The following is a 25,256-nucleotide window of genomic DNA, read 5'->3' on the forward strand; positions in this document are numbered from 1 at the left end:
CGCACAAAGCCCCGGCGATTCGCCGCTGGCTGGCCAAGCGCCCTCGGTACCACCTGCACTTCACCCCCACGGGGGCTTCCTGGCTCAATCTGGTGGAGCGGTGGTTCGCCGCCCTGACCGAAAAGCAGCTCCGACGGGGTGTGCACCGGAGTACGCGGGAACTCGAAGAGGCGATCAAGCGATACCTGGCCATCTCCAACGCACACCCCAAGCCCTTCGTGTGGACGAAAACGGCAGACCAGATCTTGACGACGGTGGGAAGATTTTGTCAACGAATCTCTAACTCAGGACATTAGGTGCAGTTTGAACATTCACCGAGACCCTCTAGCGCGATCCGAGCCTGGCGCCCGGCCGCGAAACCCTGCATATCGCCGGGCGCCTGGTCGGTGAGCAGGTTAGGGCGTAACCTGAAATGTTCCCTCGCGTACCGGGCTGCCGTTGAGGCGCAGCTCGAAGCGATATGATCCGGTCGGCGCGCCCTGCTCCCATCCCGCCCAGAACCAGAGCGTCCCCGCGGGCGGTGGGTTGTCCCCCACAGCCTCCGAAACCGTCGCCGACCGCTTCATGAGCTCCTGCCCGTCCTTGTACCACGTGCCCTCGAGGCGGTCCTCCGGCTGCAGTCCCAGGTACCGGAAGTAGGCGTAGATCCGGCGTGTCCCGGCGGGGAAGGCGCTGGCCGCTCCCACGGGCTGGCCGTTGTGTACATCTGTGGCAAACACGATGGGGTCGATGCGTGCCCCTCCCACCGGGGTGGCTGGCGCTGGGGATGTTGACGCGGCCGGCCCTCCCGGGCCGGCCGAGGCGAAGGGGAGGTCTCCGTAGCCGGCGGAGCGGGCGACGGACTGCAGTTCAGCCAGTTCCTCGGCGGTGGCGTCGGCGGCCCATTTGAACACGACGATGTAGCCAAAGCCGTTGCGTGCCGAGTAGAGGTTGAGGCCCCGGCTCTGGTCCGTGTTTCGGATGTAGTGGACCCCATTGTCCGCACCGATCTTGCCGGTTTCCAGAACGGTGAACAACGGTTTGGTCTGCCCGCCCTCCTGGTAGGTGGCCTGTCGGAAGCCCTGCAGGTCGTCGTTGAAGAACTCTTCAGCGCTTGCCTGGCCGATGGCCGCATGGGCGATGCTCACCCCCAGCCGCTCCCGATCCGCGGGGTCCAGCCTGCCCATGACCCACAGGATACGCTCGCTGAACCGCGCCTCGTCGCCGATCTTCCAGCCCGCGGGTACTGCGATCCGGAGCCCGCGGCGCTGGTTAACATACACCCCGTTCTCGAACGCCCAGCCCTTCGAAGCAAAGGGGACCGCAGGAGTGGGGGGTGAGGACGCCCGCGCCTCGATCCGGAAGCGACGCGTCTCCGCCTGTCGCTCGCCGATGTACAGATCAACCCGGTACTCCCCCAGAGGCCACCCGTTGGTGGGGCGGGAGTACCAGAAGCTCCCGCTGGTCTGCGCGCCGCCCATGGTCATCGTGGCCTGGTCGAGGGTCGTGTTTGGTTCGAAGACCCCGGTCTTCTCCGCGACCCACACGGACTTGATCACGGTCCCGGCGGGCACGCCGGCCAACCTGAAGAGGACATAGATGCGTGAGGTGTCCGGCGTGAAGACGGTCTTCTCGGTCTTGCTCTCCCGGCTGTCCGCAAGGAGCACGGACACGAAGCGCGGTCCGGACTGGGCGCTTCCGCCCGCGCAGCCGGCGGCAAGGATACCCGCTACCACCAGCACTACGGTCCGCGTCACTTTGACTCCCATAGTGTGCTCCTCGTCTCGTCGACGCTTTGATCGGGCGGGGCGGCCTCAGTCTATGCGGCGCACCAGACCGACCGGATCACTGCTCTTTGACCTCGAACGTCCCCTCGCGGGCGAAGCGCCCGTTGATCCGTAGCTCGAACCGGTACTTCCCGGGCCGCGCACCGCCGTCCCACTGGATCCAGAACCACAGTCGCCCGCTTTTCGGAACAGGCCCGTTGAAGACCTCCGCGAGCCTTGTCGCCTGTTTCATCACCTCCTGGGAGCCAGAGATCCAGCGCCCTTCCAGGACCTCCTGGCCGTCGAGGGCCTCGAAGTGGAAGACCGCATAGATGCGCCGCGTCCCGGCGGCAAACGTCTTCGCCGCGCCCACAGGGCGCCCGTTCTCCGTCCTATCGGTGAAGGTGATGGCGCTGATCCGGGCATCCCCCGGAGACGAGGCCTCAGACCGGGGACCGCCCCCGGCTGCCAGCAGAAGCAGCGCCGCCAGCAGTATGATCCTGGAGCCGTTCACTGTCACACTCACCTCCTTTAGATGATGCGCCGGGGATCTCCCAGCGCTATGCCCCCGCCGTATAGCGCGACGTCAGCCGGCTGACCACGGGGATCTGAAAGCGCTGCCCCTGGTAGGCGCGGTAGGCATACAGCAGGGTCAAGGCGATCCAGCCCAGCACCAGGACTGGAGTGAGGAAGACCAGTGGCAGAAGAAATGGCATCGCGGTGCCCAGGATCGTGAGCACGAGGGACCAGCCGAACATGACGGCGATACCGGTGGCAATGAACCCCAGCGCCTGCACCGAGTGGTAGCGCAAGTAAGGCTGGTGCTTCATATCAGTGAGCAGCACCACTAGCGCAATGATGCCGATGGGATAGCCCAGCGCCGCCAGAAGGCGATTTTCATTAGTGCCGGTGTCCTGCATCGCTCCTCCTCCTCGTGCTCCGATGGCAGCCGGGGGCTGGCCGCGTCCCGTCGCTGTGGCCAGGGTAGTGGGTCGACCTGAACAAAACCTGGACGATGGATCGCACAGGAGATCTAGGGAGGGTGATAGAAAACGCGGAAAATCGCGATGAGGGCCGTACAGAGATCAGCGAGCCGGCCGTCAGGCCTCTTCGGGCCGTTTCCTGTGCCGCCGCAGGCACTCCTCCGGCCGCGCCTCGTGTCTACCCTGCAGAGCGCCCTCTCCCGGCGGGTGACCCTTGTCGTCGCTGACAGCGGGTACGGCAAGACAACCCTCCTGGCTCAGCTGGCGGACCTCCCGCTGGCCGAGTGGTGCTTCCTCGCCCGCGACACCTACCGGGAGCGCCTCGTGGAGGCGGCCACACGGTACGGCGAGCAGCGCCTGGCGCAGAAGCAGCTGACGCCCGGGCGGCGCTCGAGCGTGCCCTGGAGGCCTATCCATTCGCGGAACCCGCAGTCCAGGCGCTGATGCGCACCCTGGTTGTGGCAGGGGAGGGCGGTCGGGCCCTGCGGCTGTTTCAGCGCTTCACCCAGGCGCTGGAACGCGAGCTCGGCCTGACTCCAAGCGAGGAGACGGTGCGGCTGGCGCAGCGCCTGGCTGTCTAACGGACTATCACGACCCTGTGTGCTCCGGCGGCTTGGGTCCCCGCAGAGCGGCAGCCTCGGCACTAACCTCTCGGAGTTCTGCGGCGATCCCCTCGGTTTCGGCCCGCGCCTGTAGGTAGGCTGAGTCCAGGTCCCGGTGGAGGGCCAGGATGGCGATGCACCACTCGCGGGCCTCGGTGTCGTTCCAGTGCACCACGGCGTTCAGTCGGTCGACGAGCAGGTCTTCAATGCCGATGATGTGGACCGATCCTTCCTCGGTGTCAACCCGAGTGGTCCGTCCGGGGTCCCCCGCCAGTGGAGGAGCCGGGAAGTCTACCACCACGTCCGTTTCGGCGTGAACCCACGCTCCGTTGCGGCGCTCAAATCCCAGCCGGGGCAGAATATCCCTGATGCGGCCGACAGGCGCCGTAGTCACCAGATCCACGTCGCGGGAAAGGTACGCGCCCCCCGTATAGAACGAGACTGCCGAGCCCCCCACCACCACGACTGAGTCTCCGGTCCTGCCCAGAACTCTGGCGATGACGGCGGCGGTGCGGAGCTGGACTTCCAGCGGATTGGCCAGGTCCTTCAGCGCGGCCAGGTCCGCACGGGCCTGTTCGACCGTGGAATCCTCAGTCATCGGCCGCCAGCTGAAGGGATGAGGCGGTAGACGCGCGGCGCCTGCTTGACCAGTCGGGTTGCAAACGCACGGCGCCCGATGCGTAGAGAGAGCTCGCGCAGCGCCAGCGCTTCATCCGGATCCCGCGGCCGGCGACGGATGCCCCGCGGCCGTGCCGCACGCACAGCCATTGCCTCTCGCCAAGTCGCTCGGATCAGGCCGTGTAGCTCGCTCATAGGCTTGTCCCGCGCACCCGTTTCTGTTTTTACGGTAGCGGAAGGCGAGGGGCCCGACAATCTGATCAGCGCAGGGAATGCCCCCGCTGGCCCGCATCACGTCCCATGGCCGGACCCTTCTTCCCGGCCCATGGCAAGCAGCACGCTGCGCAGGTCTCCGGCGATGAGCGCCTGCAGTTCTTCCACGGAAAGGTCGTAGCCGTGCAGCGCCTCCTCGGGGGCAGCCAGGAGCCGCTCCCGGAAGCTGTCGTCCTCCAAGGCCCGCGCCAGGACCTCTTCCAGAGCCTGGCGGCTCATGCACCCCAGGCCCGCCCGCCGCCGCGGCCCCGGTCTCTGCGGCCCGTCTGATCGGTCATTGTGGCACTCCCCTACCGTCAGTCTCCGGAAAGGACGCTACCAGAGGTACCTGAACAAGACCTGGACAGGAGGAGAGTCGTGCAGCCATAGCGCCCTCCGGCCTCGCCGGCGTCGAGGGGGGTGGCCATTGACTACGAAAGCCGCAATAATTTGGACGTCCGGGGGCGTCTAAAGTAGGAGACGTCCCAAGGGGGCAAGGGGTGCCGGAGCCAGCGGAGTTGCCAAGGAAGGGGTTCGAGGAGGTCGTACGGCCTCATCTCGAGTACCTGTACGCCCTCGGAGTGCGGCTGACGGGGAATCAGGCGGCTGCGGAGGACCTGGTGCAGGACGCTCTGCTCAGGGCGTTTCGTGGTTTCGCCGGGCTGCGAAACCGGCAACAGCCCCGGCTGTGGCTGACCCGGGTGCTGACCACTGCCTTCTACGACCGCCTGCGCGACACCCGGGGACAGGACACGGTCAGCGTCGACGAGGACTTCGATCTCTTCGACACCATCGTGGAGGAAGATCCCTTCCCCTACTCCGACCGGGTCCACCTGGATTTCCTGGAGCTGTTCGACGATGTGAAGGTGATCGAGGTCCTGCAGCGCGTTCATCCCTCCCACCGCACCGCTCTGATCCTCGCTTACGTGTATGGCTACAAGGCGCGGGAGATTGCCGAGATTACCGGTGCCCCGCTGGGCACAGTCCTGGCCCGGCTGCACCTGGGGCGCAAGCAACTGGAACGTGAGCTGTGGGACTACGCGATCCGCAACAGGCTGCTTGTCTCTCCCCAGGAGGCGCGCACGTGATCAAGTGCAAAGAGGCTGTGGCCCGACTCTGGTCCTATCTGGATCGCAACCTGGACCGGGTGGAGGAACAGGAGCTGGAAGCCCACCTGGGGCTGTGCCGGCATTGTTGCGGCGAGCTGGAGTTCGCCAGGCAGATCCGGGGTCTGCTCAGGCGGACTGCTGGCGCGGTGGAGATTCCCCCCGCGGCACGGGCGAAGCTCGATACCTTCCTCAGAGAGCTGGAGGGCAGCCATGAGTGACCAGACCGTGCATCCGGTTCTGCCGGCCAGCGATGACCTGCTGGGCCAGCAGGCGATCAAGGCCTCGGTTCGCGACGCCTACCGGGCAGTGATCGGGGCGCCGACCACCGTCGCCGAGCGGCTCTACGATTCAGACCAGCTGACCCTGTTGCCGCGCGGGGCCATCGAGCAGGCACTGGGCGTGGGCAATCCCGTGCGCGCCGCCGGGCTGCGGCCAGGGGAGACTGTGCTGGACCTGGGCTGCGGTGGGGGCATCGACACCATCCTGGCCGCGCATGCCGTGGCGCCCCAGGGTAAAGCCATCGGCCTGGACATGCTGCCGGAGATGCTGGAGGTGGCTGCGCGCAATGCCGCCGCCGGCGGCTTGCGTAACGTGGAGTGGCTGCTCGGAGAGATGGAGGCGATTCCCCTGCCGGGGGAGAGCGTGGACGTCGTCATCAGCAACGGGGTGCTCAACCTCTCTCCACGCAAGTCGCGGGCATTCGCCGAGGTCTTCCGCATTCTGCGCTCGGGCGGGCGTATGGTCGTGGCGGACATCCTGGTGGACGAGGACCTCCCTCCGGAGATCCTGACCAGCGCCGCCGCCTGGGCGGGGTGACTGTCCGGAGCCCTGGCGGAGCGTGTCTTCGTCAGCAAGCTGCAGAAGGTCGGGTTCGTGGGGATTCGACGGGGAGAGGAGCTTCCGTTTGGCGTGGATGAGTGCGAGCAGTATCCGCTGTTCACCCCGGAATTGATTGCGCTGATGCGCCGGCTCATCCCACCGGAACGGCAGGCAACGGTGGCCCGGTCGGTGATCTACTCCGCGTGGAAGCCTTGAGAGAAGGAATGCCAGTTCCAGGTGCCCGGAAGGAGGGGAACGGGATGGCAGCAGTCGAGAAGAAGAGTCTGAACCAGCCAGAGGAAAGGCAGACGCCTGAAAAGGCCAGGATTGAAGCTGTGAATGTCGGGGGGCTGAAGATCCAGCGAATAATGGTCGAGCCTGGCTGGCAATGGTCGAAACACCTGAAACCTGTGGTGGGAACTGAAAGCTGCCAGAAGGACCACCTCATGTACATCATTTCAGGGAAGGGTCATGCTCGGATGAACGATGGAAAGGAAGTTAGCTTTGGCCCAGGCGATGTGGTGGCCATACCTCCCGGCCATGATGGGTGGAATGCGGGAACCGAGCCCCTGGTGTGGATCGAGATCCCGCACTGAGCCACACATAGTTCTGAGTGAGGTTCCGCATGGGAGGTGTGGGCGTGGCGCAGATCGCAGGCAAGAGTTTTGATACTCCCGACGAGACACGGCGGCCATTCCAGAAGGGACGGATCGACGTCGTCACCGTCGGTGGGCTGACCTTCTACCGGGAGACGCTCGAACCGGGCTGGAAGTGGTCAGAGCACGTCAGGCCCGTCGTGGGCGGGGAGCTCTGCCAGCGGTTTCATGTAAAGATCTTCCTGTCGGGTCGTCAGCGCATCCGGATGCAGGATGGCACGGAGATGGAATTTGGCCCCGGCGACGTGGCCATCATGGACCCGGGACACGATGCCTGGGTCGTGGGCAACGAGCCCAACGTGCTCATCGAACTGGCCGACGCCGTCCGGCCCGCCGGGTCCTGAAGGAGATCTGGGGCCGTGGCGCGTGACAGGAGGCTACCGTGACCTGGATCAAGACCCTGGACGAGGACGAAGCGGCCGGCGCGCTGCGCAGGGTGTACGAAGCTGACCTGGCCCGACTGGGTTTCGTGATGGAGTCCACCGGGGCGCTCTCCCTCCGGCCGGACGTGGCGGTCGCCTTCGACACCTTCACCGCCGCCGTCAAGGGAGCCTCCGCACTAACCCCACAGGAGCGGCGGCTGATCAGCCTGGTGGTGGCAGAACGGCTGCGGTCGACCTACTGCGTCCTGGTGTATGCCGTGGACGTGGAGCGCGACCTCGGCGGGCTGGATCGGGTGCGGGCGGTCCTGCGGGACTACCGCAGCGCCGGGCTCAGCCCGCGCGCGGTGGCCATCCTCGACTACGCCGTGGCGGCGGCGACGGGCCACCCCACCGAGGAGCACATCGTCCGGTTGCGCGAGAGCGGACTGGACGACGGGGCGATCCTGGATGTCGCGGTGTGGGCGAACCTGCGCGCCTGCCGCAGCCGGATCTACGAGGCGCTGGGGGTACAGACCGACCCCTTCTTCCTGGAGCAGGAGGATCTGTTGGCGGTGGTAGCCGCGCCGGAGGGAGAACCGGCGCGGCCCGGGTAGGCTCATGACCTCGAGGTCGCAGGCGGTGGGACGCTGCCGCTTGCGGGCCAGGGACGCCTGGCGCCAGACGCAGTCTTAAGGAGGGATGAGCATGGCCACGCAGACCATTCTGAACGGGGTCAACGTGGAGCAACTGGTGGCGACCGTCAACGCCATCAAGTCCACGCCCACCCTGGCACGGTTCACCTTCCGGGCTACCAGCGACTGGGTGGACGGCGGCCGGTCCCGGACCCGCATCCAGGGGTTCTACGGGGCCGGGCAGGAGGACACCTCCCGCGCCAGGCCCTTCGTCCTGGAGGGGGACGAGCCGCCGGTGCTGCTGGGGAGCAACACCGCGCCCAACGCCGTGGAGGCGGTCCTCCACGCCCTGGCCTCCTGCCTGGCGGTGGGGTTCGTCTACAACGCCGCCGCCCAGGGGATCAAGGTGGAGAGCCTGCAGTTCAACCTGGAGGGGGACCTGGACCTGCAGGGCTTCCTGGGGCTCTCCGAGACCACGCGGGCGGGTTTCCAGAACATCCGCGTGACCTACCGGGTCAAGGCCGACGCTCCGCGGAAGAAGGTCCTGGAGCTGTGCGAGTACGTCCAGAAGACCTCGCCAGTGCTGGACATCATCCGCAACCCGGTCCCGGTGAGTGTGGCGCTGGAGGACTGAGGATCGCCAGGGAGATCCCCGGAGGTGCCGGGGATCTCCCTGGCCCCAAGCTCAAGCTGCCCCGACTCTGTTGAGCTGGCCAAATTTCACATTTCAGCCGGCCGCCAGCCCGCCGTTCCCTCTCGTGGCGTCGGGTACTATGGAAGGCGAGGCTGCTCACGATCTACCGGGAGGTCGGCACCTACGGCGGTGCGGCGCCGGGTGTCGGTGAGTTCGTGATCGACATACAGCAGATTCGTCCATCTTCGGCAGTCTTTCGCGGGGCCGTGCTGACCATCTACTGCAACCTGGGTCCGGCCGGAGTGCAGACCGGACAGACCGAAGGCTACACGCTGAGCATCCCCGGCACGGATTTCTCGGCGGGGGGACGCCCGGCCCGTTCCGCCAGATCCCGCCCGGGGGAACCGGATTGACCACTTTCCAGCTTTCGGAGTCGCTTGGTTGGCTGGGGCGACCGCCCGGCTGCGCGGAAGGCAGGGAGCAAGAAAAGGGTAGGTTGGTGGAGGGAGGAGAATGGCACCCTCTCCGCCTATCCTCACCGCAAGAGTATGGCCTGCCGGGAGAGCTCCGTCGACTTCCTGCGCAGCCTGGGCTACACCACTCTGCTGCTGCCGCGGGAGCGCATTGCCCCGCTGGACCTTGTGGGGCGCCTGCCCGGAGGGCGCGCCCGGCAACTGGGCTCCCTGACCCGACTGGTTGTGGGCGACACCGTCCCACCGCTGACCACGCGTGACGAGCGGGTGGCGCAACTCAGCGGCCGCCACACGGACGCCCTGGATGTGGGGGTGGCCTTGCGCCTCCTGCTGAACTTCCTGGCTGCCCTGGCCCCCATAACCGTGGCTCTGGAAGGAGCGTTCGCACGGGCGCGCAAGATAGAGTTCTCCTACGAGGACGTCCGCTCCGACGCGGTGGACCTGATTGACCTGCGACGCTGGCTCGGCCGGCGCCCCGCCCTGGATTACACCAACCCCGTCGTCGACGACTACTTCATCGGCGATGGCGAGGTGGTGGTGATTACGCGCGTCCTCAAGTCGACCTCTTTCGGCATCGTTGCCCTGGACGAGGAGCAACGCCGGCTGGAGGTGGACTTCACGGCGCAGCGGCGCAAGCTGGCCGAGGTGGGCGTGAAGGTCAACAGCGACGAACGGTTGAAGATCACCTTCACGGGTCCCACCCCGCTGGTCTTCGCTTTCCAGGGATTTCGCCTGCACATCGACACAAACGGGCTGCAGGTTTCTGATGACGTCCCGCCGGAGATGGGCCTGATGGCGGTTGCCGGCCCCGCTCTGGCCGGGGAACCGCGGCCGGTGGTCCTCAACCGCCACGGCCTGCTGGCCCTGGACTGAGTCCGTCCCGTCCTCGGGCTCGGCTGCCCGCCGTGCGCAGTCGTTGTTGTGCCCGCGGGCCATTTGTGAGACACTGGAGCGGCATCGCAGAAGCTCTCGTGGTCTATGAGAGTCTGCAGGAGAAGGTGGTAGGAAGATGGCGACCGGGACCGTCAAGTGGTTCAACAGCGAGAAGGGATACGGCTTCATCACCCCCGATGACGGCAGCAAGGACCTGTTCGTGCACTACACCAGCATCGAAGGTGAAGGGTACAGGTCCCTCACCGAGGGACAGAAGGTGGAGTACACCCCCACGCAGGGGCAGAAGGGCCCGCAGGCCTCCAGCGTCCGACCGATCGGCTAGCCCCTGAGGGCTGCCGGTCTCCAAGGCATTTCAGGGGAAGACTGAGCCCGGGAGACTCCCGGGCTCAGTCACTATGGTCAACGGTGATATGGGCTACAGCTGCATGGGGACTACCCCGTCGCCGACCTCAGGATCACCCGCGTCTTGATAGCAGGCTGTGGCAAGGACATCAGGCCATTCCCTCCCGGGAGATTTCCCCCCCCGTAGCGGCAGCTTCGTCTGCAGGAGTTCGTCGGGGGAAAGAGAATGTCTGACTGCCGGACAATCTGCCATGCCTTTGCCCCGGAAGAGACTGCCTGCGGCCGATGCGCTCGCCATCAGCCCCGTCGAGCGTCAGCGGCTGTACGAGCAGATCGCTCGCCGCCTCCTGGCGCAGATTCGTGAGCGCCGCCTGCGCCCCGGCGACCCCCTGCCCACCGAGCGCGTCCTCACTCAGTCCTTCCGGGTAGGCCGCTCCTCGGTGCGGGAGGCCCTGCGCATCCTGGAATCCAAGGGGCTGATCACCTCCGCCGGCAAGGGCGTCTTCGTTGTTGCCGATTACGGCAACCCGCTCAATACCTCTCTGGACCTGCTCCTTGCCCTCGAGGAGACCAACCTGCGGGAGCTCTTCGAAGTGCGCAAGATCCTGGAAGTGGAGCTCGCCGGGTTGGCCGCCAGGCGCCGGACACCCGAGCACCTCCAGGCCATGGCCGAGGCCATCCAGGAGATGGCGGCCGGGCTGACCTCGCAGGAGCGCTACATCACCGCAGACCTGCGGTTCCACCTCACCGTAGCCGCGGCCACGGGGAACCGCATCGCCGAACGGATGATGGACGCCGTGCGCACGCCGCTGCAGCAGGCCCTGGCCTCCATCTACCACATTCCGGGCAGCCCGCAGCGGTCGATTCTGCAGCACCGCCAGATTCTGGAGGCCATCCGCGCGGGGGATGCCGAGGGGGCCCGCCAGCGGATGCGCGAGCACCTGATGCGGGTGGAAGGTGACATCCGCACGATCCTGGACGGAGGGCACGACAGCACGCGGGCCGTGGGCCCCGAGGATCAGGAGGTGGGGCAATGAGCACGGTGTACAGTCGCTGCGCAGCCAGCATGGCTCTGCTGGCGCTGGTGCTGGCCGCGCTGCAGGGGCCGGCGCTGGGGGCGGCGGCGAAGACGCGGGTGACCATCCTGGGTGGTCCGCCGGCAGGGGTGTTTGGTATCTTCGCCACCGGCATCGCCACCTACATCAACCGGGCAGTGGCGGACGTAGATGTCTCGGTGGCGGCGACGGGAGGATCTACCGAGAACGTGCGGCGGCTGCAGGCCAAGGACGCGGAGATGGGCCTGGCCTTCTCCTCCGACGTCCACGAGTCCTACTACGGGCTGGAGATCTTTCGCGGCACCCGGCACACCAACCTGCGGGCGCTGGGCTTGGTCTTCGTCGGCGCGGCCCACGTGGTCACCTACCGGGACAGCGGTATCCTTACGGCTGCCGACCTGGCCGGCAAGCGGGTGGCCGTGGGGACCCCGGGGTCGGGCACCTTCGCCAGCGCCGAGCGGGTCTTCCGGACCATCGGGATCTGGGACCGGATCACGCGCATCCCGCTGCTGGGAGCCGCGGCCGCCGCGGCACTGCAGGACGGGCGGGCCGACGCCTTCTTCTTCACCGGCCCGTTCCCCGACCGGGGAACCATCGAGGCATCGGCGGCGAAACCGATCCGGATGATCGACGTCTACACCCCGGCGGCAGCGGCGGGGTTCTTCCGCCAGTATCCCTACTTCTCTCGCTACGACTTCCCACCCGGAGGCTATCCCGGGATGACGGAGGCGGTGCCCACGGTGGGGATCCCCCTGCTGTGGATCTCCCAGGTAGACGTGCCGGCCGCCCTGATTCAGAAGCTGGTGGCCACCGCCTACAGCCTGCAGGGCCACGAGCACATGCTGCGGGTGCACGCCGCGGCCGCGGATATGCGCCCCCGGCGGGCGCTGCAGGGCATTACCATCCCCCTGCACCCGGGCGCGGAGGCCCACTGGCGCTCGGTGGGGCTGGAGATTCCGGACGCCATCCGGGCGCGGTAATGCCGCACCTCTGCGGCGCGCTGTGAGATGACGCGCACCCTGGCGCGGGGGTGGGATCTGGCCGCCCAGCTCATGCTGGGTGGCGTCTCCCTCTATTACCTCTGGCTGGCCTGGTACGGCGTCGCCTCATTGCAGTACTACCGGGGGATTGCCGTGCTCTACAGTCTGGTGGCCCCCATGCTTCTCTACCGCGGCTGGCGGCGCGCCCGCGAGGATGCCCCCTCACCTGTGGACCTGCTGCTGGCCGCAGGTGCCATCGTCGGCGTGGGCTATTGGGTCCTGGAGCACGAAGCCATGGCCTACCGGGCTGGCGCTTACACCGCGGTGGATGTCTGGATGGGCGTGGTGGTGACGCTGGTGGCCATCGAGGCGGCGCGGCGGGTGCTGGGATGGTCCATGGCTCTGGTGGCCATCCTTCCCGTCGCCTACGCCCTCTTCGGCCAGTACCTGCCCCCGATTGTGGGACACCGGGGGTTCACCCTGCGCCGGGTCATCGAGTACGTCTACCTGACCTCCGACGGCGTCTTCGGGATCATGGCGGAGGTGCTGGCCAGTTTCATCATCCCCTTCGTGGTCTTCGGCGCTTTCCTGCAGCGGGCCGGCGTGGGCAGGTTCTTTATCGACCTGTCGCTGGCGCTGTTCGGGCGGATCGCCGGCGGGCCAGCGCAGGCGGCGGTCCTGGCCAGCGCCTTCTTCGGCACCATCAACGGGAGCCCGGTGGCCAACACGGTGACCACGGGGAGCATCACCATCCCGCTCATGAAGCGAACGGGCTTCCCTCCGCACATCGCCGCAGCAGTGGAGGGAGCCGCCTCCACGGGGGGGATGGTCCTGCCGCCGGTGATGGGGGCCGGAGCGTTCATCATGGCGGAGATGACGGCCGCCCCCTACGCGCACATCGTGAAGATCGCCGCCATCCCCGGCATCCTGTACTTCCTCTCCGTTGGCCTCATGGTCTACCTGGAATCGCGCAAGCTGGGGCTGCGGGGGATGGCCGCCGGGGAGGTTCCCAGCCTGAGGCAGACCCTGCGCCGCGGCTGGTACCTCTTTCTTCCGATCGGCGTCCTGGTGGCGCTGCTGGTCTGGGGGTTGCCCCCTGAGCGCTCGGCCGTTTACGCCATCCTCACCGCTGTGGCCGTGAGCTGGGTGAGGCAGGAGACGCGTATGGGGCCGCGGGCGATCTGGGAGGCGCTGGTCGATGGCGCCCGCTCCTCCCTCTTCGTGGCCGCGCTCACCGGGGCCGTGGGTATTCTCATAGGGGTGCTGGCGCTCACCGGCATCGGCATCCGCTTTTCCTATATTGTGGTGACGCTGGCGGGTGGAAAGCTGTGGCTGACGCTATTGCTGGTCGCACTCTCCACGCTAATCCTGGGACTGGCTCTGCCTATCACTGCCACCTACCTGATTGTCGCCGTCATCGCCGTACCGGTCTTGCGGGAGCTGGGAGTATCCCTGCTGGTGGCCCACATGATCGTCTTCTGGCTCAGTCTGGACTCCAACATCACTCCGCCGGTGGCGCTGGGGCCGTTCGCCGCGGCGGCCATTGCTGGGGCCGATCCCATGCGGGCGGGGTGGAACTGCTTCCGCTTCGCCAAGATCATCTACGTCATGCCCATCCTGTTCGCCTACAGCCACCTCCTGCTCACAGGATCGGCCTGGGAGAATACCGCGGCGGTGATCGCGGCCGCGCTGGGGACGATGCTCTTCTCCACGGTGAGCACAGCCTACCTGGTGGTGCGCACCACGCTCCTGGAGTGGCTGGCGCTGGCGGCAGCCACCGTCCTGGCCTACCTCTCCCGACCGGAGGCGTGGGCGGCGGCGCTGGCGCTGTTTGCCGGAGTCTTCCTGCTGAACCGGCGGCGGGCGGGCGGGGCTGCAGCGCCGGGTCGGACGCAGGCGGCAGGGCGGCCGGCGTCGGGCGGTTGAAGGGCGAGGACGAGGAGGGAAGACGATGAAGGAACCTGAGACCGAGGCCACGACCGCCGTCCCGCACCACCGCCTCTTTGAGGCTGCGGTGGGTGTGGTAGGCCGGGGCGCCGGCTCCAAGGTGTTCAACCTGGACGAGATCCCTGAGCTGGCCTCGGAGCACGATCTGCGTCGGAAGAAGATCCTCCTGAACAGCACCAACACCGGCTCCTCGCTGCTGGTGGATGTGGTTTCCTACGCCCCCGGGGGCACCTCACCGCTGCACTTCCACCGGGAGACCGACCACTTTTTCTTCGTCCTGGAGGGGCGCGGCCGGATCGTCATCAACGAGCAGGAGCACCGGCTGGGGGCGGGCAGCGTGGTCTGGATCGCCGCCGGGGACGTGCATAAGGTCTACGCGGACCCCGACAGCCCGCTCGTCTTCCTGGAGTACTTCTCCCGCGGGCAGCACGAGACGGTCTTCCTGGAGGAAGCGTGCGCATGGCGTCCGGATCCCGGCCGTTGATGCCGGTGCCGGCGGGACCACCGGCAGGTCCTCCCGTGGCCCAGCGCAGGCGATGCAGTACGTATCGCGGGCGATGGAGCACGTAGGCTTTGTCGGGCTGGGGGTGATGGGCAGCCGGATGGTGCGGCGCCTGCTGGCGGCCGGCTACCCGGTAACCGGCTACAACCGCACCCGCTCCAAGGCGCAGGAGCTGCTGGATGCGGGGATGCGCTGGGGGGAGAGCCCGGCGGCGGTGGCCCGGGCGGCGGAAGTCACCATCAGCATGGTCAGCGACACCGTAGCGCTGCGAGCCGTCACCGAGGGAGAGGAGGGCGTGCTGGCGGGGTTAGGGCCGGGAAAGGTCTACGTGGACATGAGCACGGTCAGCCCGGCGGTGAGCGCCGAACTGGCGGCGCAGGTAGCTGCCCGCGGGGCGCGGATGCTGGATGCCCCGGTCTCGGGCAGCGTATCCACGCTGGAGCAGGGCCGGCTCTCCATCATGGTGGGCGGGGAGCGCGCCGTCTTCGAGCGGGTCAGGCCCATCCTGCAGGCCATCGGCCCGAAGGTCACCTACGTGGGGAGCAACGGGCAGGCGGTGCTGATGAAACTGGCCACCAACCTCAGCGTGGCCGTGCAGATGCTGGCGTTTTGCGAGGGGCTGCTGCTGGCGGAGAAAGGCGGCATCCCCCGGGCCACCGCCGTCGAGGTGCTGCTGAATAGCGTGATCGCCTCTCCCATGCTCCTCTACCGCGGTCCCTTCGTCCTGGATATGCCGGGGGAGGCCTGGTTCGACGTGGCCATGATGCAAAAGGACACGCTTCTGGCGCTGGAGCAGGGCCGGCGCCTTGGCGTCCCTCTGCCCACCACCGCGGTGACCAACGAGCTGCTCACCGCCGCCCGGGGAATGGGGCTGGAGCGGCAGGACTTCGCCGTGCTGCACCAGGTACTCGCGCGGCTGGCCGGGGGAGGCGGCTGATGCCGGGCTTCACGGAGGTGGGTCTGTGGCTGCAGGTGTACCGGGAGATGCTGGCCATCCGTCTCTTCGAGGAGCGCGTGCACGACCTCTACCGCCGGGGGAAGATGCCAGGGCTGGCCCACCTCTACATCGGGCAGGAAGCGGTGGCGGTGGGCGTCTGCCGGGCGCTGCGGCCCGACGATTACATCACCAGCACGCACCGCGGCCACGGGCACTGCCTGGCCAAGGGGGCAGCGCCAGACCGCATGTTCGCCGAGCTGCTGGGCAAGGCCCCGGGGTACTGCCGGGGGAAGGGCGGATCCATGCACATCGCTGACCCCGACAGTGGCAACCTGGGGGCCAACGCCATCGTCGCCGGCAGCACCGGCATCGCCACCGGCGCGGCCCTGGCGGCGAAGATGCGGGGCAGCGACCAGGTAGCGGTATGCTTCTTCGGCGAGGGTGCCCTGGGCCAGGGCATTCTCTACGAGGTCATGAACATGGCGGCGCTGTGGCGGCTCCCCGTGATCTATGTCTGCGAGAACAACCTGTACACCGAGTACACGCACTACACCGAGACCACCGCCGGGGAGCCGGCCGCGCGGCCGGCTGCCTTCGGCATCCCCGTCCAGGAGGTGGACGGACAGGACGTGCGCGCCGTCTATGCGGCGGCCACCGCGGCAGTGCAGCGGGCGCGCGCCGGGGAGGGGCCAGGCTTCCTCCTCTGTCACACCTACCGCTACCTCGGCCATCACGTGGGCGACGTGGACCGCTCCTACCGCAGCAGGGAGGAGGAGGAACGCTGGCGCAGAGAGCGCGACCCCCTGCAGCTCCTCTCCTCCTGGTTGACCGCGCAGGGGCTGGCCGAGCGCTCCGTCTTCGAACGCATGGAGGAGGAGGTGCGCCGCGAGCTGGAGGGGGCTCTGGCCTTCGCCCTCGATGCGCCCTACCCTGAGGCGGAGGAGGTGGCCCGTCATGTCTATGCCTAGCGCCGCCGCTATCCCGCCTGCCTCCTCCGCGGCGCGCGAGATCACCTTTGCCCAGGCTGTGCGCGAGGCCCTGGCCGAGGAGATGCGGCGCGACCCGCGGGTTTTCATCATCGGTGAGGACGTGGCGGAGGCGGGCACGCCCTTCAAGGTCCTCAGCGGACTGGTGCAGGAGTTCGGGCCGCAGCGGGTGATCGACTCCCCCATCTCCGAGGCCGGGATCACCGGCATCGCCACCGGGGCGGCCGTAGTGGGGATGCGGCCGGTGGTGGACATCATGTTCGGAGACTTCATCACCCTGGCCATGGACCAGATCGCCAACCAGGCGGCCAAGGTGCACTACATGTCCGGGGGGAAGCTGCGCGTCCCCCTGGTGGTGCGCACCACGCTGGGGGCCACGCGGCGCTCCGCGGCGCAGCACAGCCAGAGCCTGCACGCCTGGGTGAGCCACATTCCCGGCCTGAAGGTGGCGCTGCCCTCCACCCCCTATGACGCCAAGGGGCTGCTGAAGAGCGCCATCCGAGACGACAATCCGGTGATCTTCTTTGAGGACAAGATGATGTACACGCTGCGCGGTCCGGTCCCCGAGGAGGAGTACACCATTCCGCTGGGCGTGGCCGATGTGAAGCGGCCGGGGACTGACCTCACCATGGTGGCCACCAGCAGCATGGTGCAGGTGGCCCTGGCGGCGGCGGAGGCGCTGGCGGCGGAGGGGATCAGCGTGGAGGTGGTCGACCCGCGGACGACGGTTCCCCTGGACCGGGAGACGCTGGTGGCCTCGGCGCGCAAGACCGGCCGCGCGCTGGTGCTGGACGAGGGCTACGAGCAGTACGGGGTGACCGCGGAGCTGGCCGCGGTCATCGCGGAGGGGGCCTTCTACCACCTGGAGGCGCCGGTGCGGCGCATGGGCGCCATGCACGTGCCCATCCCCTTCTCCCCGGTGCTGGAGGACCTCACGGTGCCCACTGTGGAGCGGGTAGTGGCGGTGGCCAGGGAGCTGGTGGCGGCCACCTGAGGGAGGGAAGACGATGGGACTCAAGACCTATGGCCTGATGGCGGTGGACTGGGAGCAGCGCGTGGACATGGACCGGCTGCGGCGGGAGCGGCTGGCCCGAGTCAAGACCTTCCTCAAGCGGTCCGAGCTGGGAGCGCTGCTGTGCTTCGACATGAACAACATCCGTTACATCACCGCCACACACATCGGCACCTGGGCCATGGACAAGCTGGTCCGCTTTACGCTGCTACCCCAGGATGACGAGCCGATCCTTTGGGACTTCGGCTCCGCGGCCCGTCACCACCAGCTCTACTGCCCCTGGCTGGGCGAGCGCTCCCGCGCCGGCATATCCACCCTTCGCGGCGCCTACCCGGAGCGGGCGCAGGACGTGGCCCGCAAGGTCCGCCTGGAGCTGGAGGTGCGGGCGCTGCACCGCGAGCCGCTGGGGGTGGATGTGGTGGAGCCGACGGTCCTCTTCGCCCTGCAGGCGGAGGGGTTGAAAGTGGTGGACGGCCAGCAGCTTATGCAGCAGGTGCGCAAGATCAAGACCCAGGACGAGATCACCCTGCTTACCACCGCCTGCATGATGGTGGACGCCGCCTACGAGGAGCTCTACCGTGCCATGCGGCCGGGGATGCGGGAAAACGAGTGCGTGGGCCTGGTGAGCAAGGTGCTCTACGACCTGGGCTCCGAGCACGTGGAGGGCGTCAATGCCATCAGCGGGGAGCGCTGCAACCCGCACCCCCACGTCTACACCGACCGGGTGCTGCGGCCGGGCGACCCGGCGTACTTCGACATCCTGCACAGCTTCAACGGCTACCGCACCTGCTACTACCGCACCATCGCTGTGGGCAGCGCCTCCCCGGCCATGGTGGACGCCTACCGCCGCTGCCGGGACTACCTGGACGCGGCCATCAGTCTGATCCGCCCCGGGGTGACCACCGCTGACGTGGTGCGGGTCTGGCCCAGGGCGGAGGAGTTCGGCTTCCCCAGCGAGGAGGCCGCCTTTGCCCTCCAGTACGGCCACGGTGTAGGTCTGTCCATCTGGGAGCGACCGATCTTCAGCCGCCTCTCCTCCTTCGACCACCCTGAGGTGATCGAGGAGAACATGGTCTTCGCCCTGGAGACCTTCTGGCCGGCCACCGACGGCTGGTCCGCCGCCCGCATCGAAGAGCAGCTTGTGGTCACCCGGGACGGCGCCGAGGTGATCACGCGGTTTCCTGCGGAGACGCTCCTGGTGGCCGGCACGCGCTACTACACTGCGGCGGGACCGCTGCCCGCCACCCGGGAGACGCAGTCGCAGCTCAACCGGGAGCAGGCGCCCCTGGAGGCGGTAGTGGCTGGCAGCCGGCTGGAAGGGAGCCAGGCGCCCGCCTGAGGGCCTGGACCGCAGTGCCCGACGAGCGCGTGCAGGCAGCCGTGGCCCACTGGGCTGCACGCTTCCTGGCCCAGGGGGTTGACTACAACGACTTCGTCCGTACCACCTCCCGGGTGGAGCGGTGGGAGCAGTGGCTGGACGCCTGGACAGGCACCGCGGAGGTGCACGCGGGGCTCGCCCGCGAGGCGGAGGAGAAGGGCCACAGGATCAGCGCGGGCGAGGCGCACCTGCGGGCGGCCCTGTGTTTCCACTTCGCCCGCTTCGTCTGGCTGGTGGACCTGGAGCGCCACCGCTGGGCCGCCAGGCAGGCCGTGGCCCACCTCCGCGCCGCCCACCGTCACCTGGACCCCGCGGCGGAGAGGGTGGAAATCCCCTTTCCCGGCGCGGCGCTGGTGGCAAACCTGCGGCGTCCGCCGTCAGCGGCCACTCCGCCGCTGGTCCTGCTGCTCCCCGGCCTGGACTCCTGCAAAGAGGAGTTCTTCCATTGGGAGAACGTCTTTCTAGTCCGGGGTATGGCCACGTTATCCCTGGACGGGCCAGGGCAGGGGGAGAGCGGGTTTGCCACCACGATCCGTCCGGACTATGAGGTGGCTGTGGCTGCCGCTCTGGACGCGCTATCCCGGCGCAGGGATCTGGCTCTAGAGCGCGTCGGCGCCGTGGGGGTGAGCCTGGGCGGCTACTATGCCCCCCGAGCCGCCGCCTTCGAATCGCGCCTGCGCGCGGTGGCCTCCATCAGCGGGCCCTGCAATTTTGGGGAGTGCTGGGAAGGGCTGCCGGTCCTGACCCGCGAGGCCTTCAGACACTACTCCGGCGCCGCTGATGAGGAGGAGGCGCGGCGCCGGGCTGCCCGCCTGGACCTGAGCGACGTCCTGCCCCGCCTGCGCCAGCCGCTGCTCGTGGTCGCCGGGAGGCTCGACCGCCTGATTCCCTGGCAGCAGGCCGAGCGCATGGCCGCGGCGGCGCCTCGTGCCGAGCTGGTGCTTTACCCCGAGGGTGGCCATGTCTGCAACAACATCGCCTACAAGTACCGGCCGCTGGTGGCCGACTGGATGTGGGAAAAGCTTGCCGATGTGGGATCGGCTCTGGCCTGAGGAGATGGGGAGCCGGTGATGGCTGCAGGATGACAATGCCCGCGGAGGATCCTGTGGGGGTGGCCCTAATAGGGACCGGAATGTGGGGCCGCCGGCTGGCTGCCGCCCTGCGGCGGACTCCCGCGTTGCACCTGGTGTGCTGCTACGGCCGGGACGAGGCCCGGCGGCGGGCCTTTGCCGCCGAATTTCGCTGCGAGGTTGCCCCCTCGTTTGAGGCGGCCGTGGATCACCCTCAGGTGGAAGGGGTACTGCTGGTCACGCCCAACTACGTGCACAGGGAGCAGGCTCTGGCCTGTGCGGAACGCCGGCGGCATGTCTTTGTGGAGAAGCCCATCGCCGACACCCTGACCGAGGGCCGGGAGATGGCGGCAGCATGCCGTGCCGCGGGGGTGACGCTGTTTGTGGGACACCAGATGCGGCGCCTGGGAGCAGCGCGCCGGGTGAAGGCTCTGCTGGATGAAGGTGTGCTGGGGAGGGTGGTGCTGGCCGAGGCGAACTTCTCCCTGCCCGGCGTGCTCAGCCCCGACCAGTGGCGGGCACACCGCCGCACCTGTCCCGGGGGTCCGCTGATGCAGCTGGGGATCCATCACGCCGACACCCTGCAGTACCTGCTGGGCCCCGTGGTGCGGGTGCGCGGGTCGTTCGCCCGCCTGGCCACCGCCGCTGAGATCGACGATGTAGGCGTGGCCGCGCTGGAGTTCGCCGCAGGCACACAGGGAACACTGACCAGCAGCTACGTCTCCCCTAAGACCTACTCGTTGCGGCTCTACGGGACGGCTGCAGTGCTGGACTACCAGACGGAGATGGCCGTCTGGCCGGACGTGCAGAAGCTGGACCCCGCCACCGCCCTTACCCTGCGGACAGAGGCAGGGCTGGTGCCGGTAACGTTCACCCCGCGTGACCCACTGGTGGAGGAGCTGGAGGAATTCGCCCGCTGCGTCCGCGGTGCGGCTCAGCCAGAGACCGGCGCGGCAGAGGCGCTGGCAGCGCTGCAGGTCATCGTGGCTGCCGTGCGGTCACACGAGCTCGGCGCGGCGGTGGCGGTGACTGGATGACAAGCCGCGGGCCGAGTGCAGGAGAGTCCTGGATCGGTCTGCCCCTGCGGCGGCGGGAGGACCGCCGTTTCCTCCAGGGACTGGCCAGGTACGTCGACGACTTGGCCCTGCCGGGGATGCTGTATATGACCCTGCTGCGCAGCCCCGTGGCCCACGCCAGCCTGCAGGGGGTGGAGGCTGCGGCGGCGCGCCGCCTCCCCGGAGTCCTGGCCGTGGTCACGGCGGCGGACCTGGAGGGGCAGGTCCATCCCCTGCCGGTTATCACTCCTGCGGGCGCCTCTGCCGCCCCGGTGTCACACCCCCTCCTGGCGCGCCAGCGAGTGCGCTATGTCGGCGAGCCAATAGCTGCCGTGCTGGCGGAGAGCAGGGAGGCGGCCGCAGACGCCGTGGACGCCCTCGTCGTGGAGTACGATCCACTGCCGCCGCTGCCCGACCCGCACTCGGCGCTGGAGGGAGGCGTCCTGCTGCACGAGGCGGCACCGGGGAATGTCCTCCTGCGGTGGAAGGGCGGCAGCGGCGATGTGGCCGGGGCATTCCGTGCGGCGGCGCACGTGGTGCGGGGAGCATTTCGCCTTCCCAGGCTGGCCGCCGCGCCCATTGAGCCGCGGGGCGCGGTAGCCGCCTACGACCCCCGGCGCGACCTGCTGACCGTCTGGGGGTCCTCGCAGGATCCCTACCGGCCGCGCTCCCAGCTCAGCCACGTCCTCGGCCGTCCGGAGGAACGCATCCGCTACATCGTTCCCGACGTCGGGGGGGCTTTCGGCAGCAAGGGCGCCCTCGCCCCGGAGGCGGCGCTGGCGGCGTTCTTGGCGATCCGGTGGGGAAGGCCCGTCAAGTGGGTGGAAGGTCGGCGGGAGGACTTCGCCGCAGCGTACCAGGGGCGGGGGATGGAGGCCGAGGCCGAGCTGGCTGCGGGTGCGGCGGGGCACTTCCTGGGGTTGCGTGCGCGGCTGGTGGCTGACCTGGGCGCCTACCTGCATCCGCTGACGCCGCTGCCGCCGGTGACGGCGTGCATGCTGCTTTCGGGAGTATACGCCATCCCCAACGTTGAGGTGGAGCTGGTGGGGGTGGCCACGACGAAGGTGCCCACCGGGCCCTATCGGGGTGCGGGCCGGCCGGAGGCAGCGTTCATCATCGAACGGATGGTGGATCTGGCTGCGCAGCAGCTCTGCATGGATCCGGTGGAGCTGCGGCGGCGCAACCTTATCCCACCGCATCGCTTCCCCTATCCGAACGGGCTCGGCTACACCTACGACTCCGGCGACTACCGGGGGGCGCTGGATCGGGTCTGCGTTCTGGCCGGCTATGCCCACCGCCGTGAGGAGCAGCGCCGCGCCAGGGAGGAGGGGCGCCTCCTAGGGATTGGCGTGGCCATGTACGTAGAGCGTGCCGGTGACGCCCTGGCCGAGCACGCCCGCATCGCTGTGAGGCCCGACGGGCACGTCGTGGTCCACCCGGGGTCCACCGCCCACGGGCAGGGGCACCAGACTGCCTTCGCCCAGATCGTCGCCGATCTGCTAGGCGTCGACCCGAGTGCGGTCGCGGTGCGGCAGGGCGACTCCGCCCACCTGCCCCACGGCGGCGGGACCTTCGCCAGCCGCTCGGTGACGGTGGGGGGATCGGCCGTCTTCGTGGCCGTCCAGCGCCTCCGGGAGCGGGCCGCCCGCATCGCCGCCCACCTGCTGGAGGCGGCGCCACAGGACATCGTCTGGGCCGACGGGGCCTTCTCCGTCCGCGGCTCTCCCGGTCGCGCCGTGACCTTTGCCGAGGTCGCCGCCGCGGCGTACCGTCCGGATCGGTTACCGGCTGGGCTAGATCCCGGGCTTGAGGCTTCCGGCGAGTTCACCCTGCCAGGCCCTGTGTTCCCCTACGGCGCCTGCGTCGCCGTGGTGGAAGTCGATACCCAGACCGGCCTGGTGCAGGTGCGGCAGATTGTGGCGGTGGACGATCCCGGCCGGGTGATCAATCCGCTGCTGGCGGAAGGGCAGATCACCGGGGCCGCGGTACAGGGACTGGGGCAGGCGCTGCGGGAGCAGGTGGTATACGATGAGAGCGGACAGCTCCTTTCGGCCACGTTCCTGGACTATGGGCTCCTGCGGGCTCCGGACGTCCCACCCATCGCCGGCGAGTTTCAGGAAACCCCCTCTCCCTTTAACCCCCTGGGCGCTAAGGGGATCGGCGAAGCGGGGGCGATCGGCACCCCCGCCGCCGTGGCCAACGCAGTGATGGACGCCCTGCAGCCGCTGGGTGTGCGCCACCTGGATCTGCCCCTTACACCAGAGAAGGTGTGGAGAGCAATCAGGGACGCGCAGACCCCAGGGTCTGACGCGCCAGTCTCAAGCGCGTCGCCCTCAGGGATCTGACATGGATGAGCAGGTGACGGCGCTGCGCCTGCTGTGGACGCAGGAATTGGTCACGTTCGAGGGACGGTGGCACCGCATCCGCGGTGCCGGCATCAACCCCCTGCCGCGGCGGCCGATCCCCCTTGGATGGGCGGCCACGGGCTGCTGCCACCACTTCATGTCGCCGTCCTGCCTGTCGACAGAACCCTGCTCACCCTGGCGGATGTCCTGGCGCGGGCCATCCCCTTGCCGTCGGCGCTGACGTTAGTCTGCGGGCCCAGCCGCACCGCGGACATCGAGATGACGCCGGTGCGGGGGTGCACGGGCCTACGGCGTTGTGGATTTACCTCCTGCGGTGACCGCCCTCGCGCTCAGCCGTCTGCCATCCGGCCCGGAGGCGGGGCCGCTCATGCCTACTTGCCGGGGACGATACCCTCGCCGCCCGATGGACGGCGCCGGGGCGGAGCCTGTGGAATGGAAGGTAGGCTTGGAGGAAGGGGGGTGAGAGTGCGCCCGCGGGCGGGCGGCAATGAGTCCTCAAGGAGGTGAGGAGGCGGAACCATGAAGCCGGTGCGTTGGTGGGCTATCTGCTGGTTTGTCGGTGTCCTGGCTCTGGTGACGGTCGGAGCCGCCGGACTGGTGGCGGCGCAGCAATCGGCCGAGTACAAGGTGGGTGTCGTCACCTCCCTGTCCGGCGAGCTGGCCTTCGGGGGCAACGTGACCAAGCGCGGCTACGACCTGTGGGCGGACACCCTGAACAAGGCCGGCGGCATCCTGATCGGGGGCAAGCGCTACAAGGTCAGGCTGATCTACGCCGACGACCAGAGCACGCCGGCCACCGCCGCCGTGGCCGGAGAGCGGCTGATCACCCAGGAGAAGGTGGACTTCATCCTGGGCCCTTACGCCAGCGGCACAACCCTGGCCCTGGCACCCATCACCGAGAAGTACCGCGTCCCCCACATCACCGGGTCGGCAGAGTCCCCGCTCATCTGGAAGGGAAAGTTCAAGTACACCTTCGGGACCATCCCCACGGTGACCATCATCGCCCAGGCATCCATCCAGACCCTGGCGCAGGACGTGACGCCCAAGCCGCAGACCCTGGCCATCCTGGGGATCGACGACGCCTTCTCCAAGTTCGCCGCCGAGGCGTTCCGCACCGCCGCCCAGAGGTTTGGCATCAAGGTGCTGCGCTTCGACATCGTGCCGGAGGGTAGCGACTACACGCCGGCGGTGAGTGCGGCCAAGGCGCTGAACCCGGACATCTTCGCCATGGGCTCCCACGAGAAGGCGGCCATTGAAATGATCAAGGCGGCCAAGGAGCTGAAGTTCAACCCCAAGGCCTTCGTGCAGCACTACGGGATGACCACCCCCGACTTCCGCAAGGGGCTGGGCAAGGACGCCGAGTATGTCTTCGGCACCTCGGTGTGGACCCCCAACCTGAACTACCAGGCGAAGATCCTCTTTAAGACACCGCGGGAGTACGCCGCTGCGTTCAAGGCCCGCTTCGGCAGCGATCCGGACTACACCGAGGCGGCCTCCACCGCAGCAGGCATCGCCTTCCAGGAGGCGCTGCGGGCCATCAACGCTGCGCCGCCGCTGACGCAGGCGCAGAAGGACGCGCTGATCGGCGCCCTGGAGCGGCTGGACCTGATGACCTTCTACGGGCCGATCAGGTTCGCCACCTCGGGGGACTACTACCACGACAACGCGGGGCTGCAGCCCATCGCCCTGCAGTACCAGGGCGGGGTGACCGTGGAGGTCGGCCCGGGCAAGCTGCGCCTGAAGGCCCCCAAGTACCCCACGCCCCCCTGGGACAAGCGCTAACTGAGGAGGCCGGGGACGGCGACCCCGTCCCCGGCCGCCCGACAGCATGTCCAGAAACTCCTGCC

31 protein-coding genes are annotated in these 25,256 nt (G+C 68.3%); 25 read left to right on the plus strand and 6 right to left on the minus strand.

Annotated elements, in window-relative coordinates; all coding sequences use genetic code 11:
- A partial coding sequence (locus QN152_06300) for a transposase (GenBank protein ID MDR7539131.1) occupies positions 1-296 on the plus strand: 296 nt, incomplete at its 5' end.
- A gap of 99 nt (positions 297-395) precedes the next feature.
- On the opposite strand, the gene QN152_06305 is transcribed toward QN152_06300, so the two are convergent.
- The 3 genes from QN152_06305 to QN152_06315 form a co-directional block, all read right to left on the minus strand.
- Positions 396-1,736, minus strand: a complete 1,341-nt coding sequence (locus tag QN152_06305; protein MDR7539132.1) for a hypothetical protein — start codon at positions 1,734-1,736, stop codon at positions 396-398.
- An 88-nt stretch (positions 1,737-1,824) separates the two neighbouring features.
- Positions 1,825-2,259, minus strand: coding sequence for a hypothetical protein (locus QN152_06310; protein MDR7539133.1), 435 nt, complete (start codon positions 2,257-2,259; stop codon positions 1,825-1,827).
- Positions 2,260-2,305: 46 nt separating this feature from the next.
- Positions 2,306-2,665, minus strand: a complete 360-nt coding sequence (locus QN152_06315; protein ID MDR7539134.1) for a DUF4870 domain-containing protein — start codon at positions 2,663-2,665, stop codon at positions 2,306-2,308.
- 237 nt (positions 2,666-2,902) lie between these two features.
- On the opposite strand from QN152_06315, the gene QN152_06320 reads away from it, so the two are divergent.
- Both QN152_06320 and QN152_06325 read left to right on the plus strand, forming a co-directional pair.
- Entirely contained in the window at positions 2,903-3,172 is a 270-nt protein-coding gene (locus QN152_06320; GenBank protein MDR7539135.1) for a hypothetical protein, read from the plus strand.
- On the plus strand, positions 3,130-3,309 hold the full coding sequence (locus QN152_06325) for a bacterial transcriptional activator domain-containing protein (GenBank protein MDR7539136.1): 180 nt from the start codon (positions 3,130-3,132) through the stop codon (positions 3,307-3,309). Before QN152_06320 ends, QN152_06325 begins: the two co-directional genes overlap by 43 nt.
- Before the next feature lie 7 nt (positions 3,310-3,316).
- Here QN152_06325 and QN152_06330 read toward each other — a convergent pair whose 3' ends face one another.
- From QN152_06330 to QN152_06340, 3 genes are all read right to left on the minus strand, one after another.
- Entirely contained in the window at positions 3,317-3,928 is a 612-nt protein-coding gene (locus QN152_06330; GenBank protein MDR7539137.1) for a hypothetical protein, read from the minus strand.
- Positions 3,925-4,143: a hypothetical protein gene (locus QN152_06335; GenBank protein ID MDR7539138.1), complete on the minus strand. Its 219-nt coding sequence runs from the start codon at positions 4,141-4,143 to the stop codon at positions 3,925-3,927. Before QN152_06335 ends, QN152_06330 begins: the two co-directional genes overlap by 4 nt.
- A gap of 96 nt (positions 4,144-4,239) precedes the next feature.
- Positions 4,240-4,440 (minus strand): Franean1_4349 family RiPP, encoded by a 201-nt coding sequence (locus QN152_06340; protein ID MDR7539139.1) that lies wholly within the window; start codon positions 4,438-4,440, stop codon positions 4,240-4,242.
- A gap of 278 nt (positions 4,441-4,718) precedes the next feature.
- On the opposite strand from QN152_06340, the gene QN152_06345 reads away from it, so the two are divergent.
- From QN152_06345 to QN152_06450, 22 genes are all read left to right on the plus strand, one after another.
- Positions 4,719-5,288: a sigma-70 family RNA polymerase sigma factor gene (locus QN152_06345; GenBank protein MDR7539140.1), complete on the plus strand. Its 570-nt coding sequence runs from the start codon at positions 4,719-4,721 to the stop codon at positions 5,286-5,288.
- Positions 5,285-5,527 (plus strand): zf-HC2 domain-containing protein, encoded by a 243-nt coding sequence (locus QN152_06350; protein ID MDR7539141.1) that lies wholly within the window; start codon positions 5,285-5,287, stop codon positions 5,525-5,527. Before QN152_06345 ends, QN152_06350 begins: the two co-directional genes overlap by 4 nt.
- Positions 5,520-6,125 (plus strand): methyltransferase domain-containing protein, encoded by a 606-nt coding sequence (locus QN152_06355; protein ID MDR7539142.1) that lies wholly within the window; start codon positions 5,520-5,522, stop codon positions 6,123-6,125. Before QN152_06350 ends, QN152_06355 begins: the two co-directional genes overlap by 8 nt.
- 57 nt (positions 6,126-6,182) lie before the next feature.
- The gene (locus QN152_06360; protein MDR7539143.1) at positions 6,183-6,344 is read left to right on the plus strand and encodes a hypothetical protein; all 162 of its coding nucleotides are present in this window, start codon (positions 6,183-6,185) and stop codon (positions 6,342-6,344) included.
- Between the two features lie 44 nt (positions 6,345-6,388).
- On the plus strand, positions 6,389-6,724 hold the full coding sequence (locus tag QN152_06365) for a cupin domain-containing protein (protein MDR7539144.1): 336 nt from the start codon (positions 6,389-6,391) through the stop codon (positions 6,722-6,724).
- A gap of 44 nt (positions 6,725-6,768) precedes the next feature.
- A complete protein-coding gene (locus QN152_06370; protein MDR7539145.1) occupies positions 6,769-7,128 on the plus strand; it encodes a cupin domain-containing protein in 360 nt (119 codons plus the stop codon).
- A 38-nt stretch (positions 7,129-7,166) separates the two neighbouring features.
- On the plus strand, positions 7,167-7,760 hold the full coding sequence (locus tag QN152_06375; protein MDR7539146.1) for a hypothetical protein: 594 nt from the start codon (positions 7,167-7,169) through the stop codon (positions 7,758-7,760).
- 91 nt (positions 7,761-7,851) lie between these two features.
- Positions 7,852-8,412 (plus strand): OsmC family protein, encoded by a 561-nt coding sequence (locus QN152_06380; GenBank protein MDR7539147.1) that lies wholly within the window; start codon positions 7,852-7,854, stop codon positions 8,410-8,412.
- A 548-nt stretch (positions 8,413-8,960) separates the two neighbouring features.
- Entirely contained in the window at positions 8,961-9,758 is a 798-nt protein-coding gene (locus tag QN152_06385) for a hypothetical protein (protein ID MDR7539148.1), read from the plus strand.
- 136 nt (positions 9,759-9,894) lie between these two features.
- Positions 9,895-10,101, plus strand: a complete 207-nt coding sequence (locus tag QN152_06390; protein ID MDR7539149.1) for a cold-shock protein — start codon at positions 9,895-9,897, stop codon at positions 10,099-10,101.
- Between the two features lie 271 nt (positions 10,102-10,372).
- Entirely contained in the window at positions 10,373-11,158 is a 786-nt protein-coding gene (locus QN152_06395; GenBank protein MDR7539150.1) for a FadR/GntR family transcriptional regulator, read from the plus strand.
- On the plus strand, positions 11,155-12,156 hold the full coding sequence (locus QN152_06400) for a TAXI family TRAP transporter solute-binding subunit (protein MDR7539151.1): 1,002 nt from the start codon (positions 11,155-11,157) through the stop codon (positions 12,154-12,156). The genes QN152_06395 and QN152_06400 overlap by 4 nt, the downstream gene beginning before the upstream one ends.
- Positions 12,157-12,183: 27 nt before the next feature.
- Complete coding sequence (locus tag QN152_06405) at positions 12,184-14,082, plus strand: TRAP transporter fused permease subunit (GenBank protein ID MDR7539152.1); 1,899 nt, start codon at positions 12,184-12,186, stop codon at positions 14,080-14,082.
- 25 nt (positions 14,083-14,107) lie between these two features.
- A complete protein-coding gene (locus tag QN152_06410) occupies positions 14,108-14,587 on the plus strand; it encodes a cupin domain-containing protein (protein MDR7539153.1) in 480 nt (159 codons plus the stop codon).
- A gap of 52 nt (positions 14,588-14,639) precedes the next feature.
- Positions 14,640-15,542 (plus strand): NAD(P)-dependent oxidoreductase, encoded by a 903-nt coding sequence (locus QN152_06415; GenBank protein MDR7539154.1) that lies wholly within the window; start codon positions 14,640-14,642, stop codon positions 15,540-15,542.
- A complete protein-coding gene (locus QN152_06420; GenBank protein ID MDR7539155.1) occupies positions 15,542-16,510 on the plus strand; it encodes a thiamine pyrophosphate-dependent dehydrogenase E1 component subunit alpha in 969 nt (322 codons plus the stop codon). The genes QN152_06415 and QN152_06420 overlap by 1 nt, the downstream gene beginning before the upstream one ends.
- Positions 16,503-17,522, plus strand: coding sequence for an alpha-ketoacid dehydrogenase subunit beta (locus tag QN152_06425; protein ID MDR7539156.1), 1,020 nt, complete (start codon positions 16,503-16,505; stop codon positions 17,520-17,522). The genes QN152_06420 and QN152_06425 overlap by 8 nt, the downstream gene beginning before the upstream one ends.
- 13 nt (positions 17,523-17,535) lie before the next feature.
- On the plus strand, positions 17,536-18,879 hold the full coding sequence (locus tag QN152_06430; protein MDR7539157.1) for a Xaa-Pro peptidase family protein: 1,344 nt from the start codon (positions 17,536-17,538) through the stop codon (positions 18,877-18,879).
- Positions 18,880-18,893: 14 nt separating this feature from the next.
- Entirely contained in the window at positions 18,894-19,970 is a 1,077-nt protein-coding gene (locus QN152_06435; GenBank protein ID MDR7539158.1) for an alpha/beta fold hydrolase, read from the plus strand.
- A gap of 59 nt (positions 19,971-20,029) precedes the next feature.
- The gene (locus tag QN152_06440; protein ID MDR7539159.1) at positions 20,030-21,025 is read left to right on the plus strand and encodes a Gfo/Idh/MocA family oxidoreductase; all 996 of its coding nucleotides are present in this window, start codon (positions 20,030-20,032) and stop codon (positions 21,023-21,025) included.
- A complete protein-coding gene (locus QN152_06445) occupies positions 21,022-23,388 on the plus strand; it encodes a xanthine dehydrogenase family protein molybdopterin-binding subunit (protein ID MDR7539160.1) in 2,367 nt (788 codons plus the stop codon). Before QN152_06440 ends, QN152_06445 begins: the two co-directional genes overlap by 4 nt.
- Before the next feature lie 540 nt (positions 23,389-23,928).
- Positions 23,929-25,191, plus strand: coding sequence for an amino acid ABC transporter substrate-binding protein (locus tag QN152_06450; protein MDR7539161.1), 1,263 nt, complete (start codon positions 23,929-23,931; stop codon positions 25,189-25,191).
- Positions 25,192-25,256: the final 65 nt, after the last annotated feature.

This window comes from Armatimonadota bacterium, from assembly GCA_031459715.1.
Lineage (GTDB): Bacteria > Sysuimicrobiota > Sysuimicrobiia > Sysuimicrobiales > Humicultoraceae > Humicultor > Humicultor tengchongensis.

Coding starts and splice junctions, on each gene's coding strand:
- QN152_06315 (MDR7539134.1), bottom strand. CDS start 2,665: ATGCAGGACACCGGCACTAATGAAAATCGCCTTCTGGCGGCGCTGGGC.
- QN152_06330 (MDR7539137.1), bottom strand. CDS start 3,928: ATGACTGAGGATTCCACGGTCGAACAGGCCCGTGCGGACCTGGCCGCG.
- QN152_06335 (MDR7539138.1), bottom strand. CDS start 4,143: ATGAGCGAGCTACACGGCCTGATCCGAGCGACTTGGCGAGAGGCAATG.
- QN152_06340 (MDR7539139.1), bottom strand. CDS start 4,440: ATGAGCCGCCAGGCTCTGGAAGAGGTCCTGGCGCGGGCCTTGGAGGAC.
- QN152_06355 (MDR7539142.1), top strand. CDS start 5,520: ATGAGTGACCAGACCGTGCATCCGGTTCTGCCGGCCAGCGATGACCTG.
- QN152_06365 (MDR7539144.1), top strand. CDS start 6,389: ATGGCAGCAGTCGAGAAGAAGAGTCTGAACCAGCCAGAGGAAAGGCAG.
- QN152_06380 (MDR7539147.1), top strand. CDS start 7,852: ATGGCCACGCAGACCATTCTGAACGGGGTCAACGTGGAGCAACTGGTG.
- QN152_06385 (MDR7539148.1), top strand. CDS start 8,961: ATGGCCTGCCGGGAGAGCTCCGTCGACTTCCTGCGCAGCCTGGGCTAC.
- QN152_06390 (MDR7539149.1), top strand. CDS start 9,895: ATGGCGACCGGGACCGTCAAGTGGTTCAACAGCGAGAAGGGATACGGC.
- QN152_06395 (MDR7539150.1), top strand. CDS start 10,373: ATGCCTTTGCCCCGGAAGAGACTGCCTGCGGCCGATGCGCTCGCCATC.
- QN152_06400 (MDR7539151.1), top strand. CDS start 11,155: ATGAGCACGGTGTACAGTCGCTGCGCAGCCAGCATGGCTCTGCTGGCG.
- QN152_06405 (MDR7539152.1), top strand. CDS start 12,184: ATGACGCGCACCCTGGCGCGGGGGTGGGATCTGGCCGCCCAGCTCATG.
- QN152_06410 (MDR7539153.1), top strand. CDS start 14,108: ATGAAGGAACCTGAGACCGAGGCCACGACCGCCGTCCCGCACCACCGC.
- QN152_06415 (MDR7539154.1), top strand. CDS start 14,640: ATGCAGTACGTATCGCGGGCGATGGAGCACGTAGGCTTTGTCGGGCTG.
- QN152_06420 (MDR7539155.1), top strand. CDS start 15,542: ATGCCGGGCTTCACGGAGGTGGGTCTGTGGCTGCAGGTGTACCGGGAG.
- QN152_06425 (MDR7539156.1), top strand. CDS start 16,503: ATGCCTAGCGCCGCCGCTATCCCGCCTGCCTCCTCCGCGGCGCGCGAG.
- QN152_06430 (MDR7539157.1), top strand. CDS start 17,536: ATGGGACTCAAGACCTATGGCCTGATGGCGGTGGACTGGGAGCAGCGC.
- QN152_06445 (MDR7539160.1), top strand. CDS start 21,022: ATGACAAGCCGCGGGCCGAGTGCAGGAGAGTCCTGGATCGGTCTGCCC.
- QN152_06450 (MDR7539161.1), top strand. CDS start 23,929: ATGAAGCCGGTGCGTTGGTGGGCTATCTGCTGGTTTGTCGGTGTCCTG.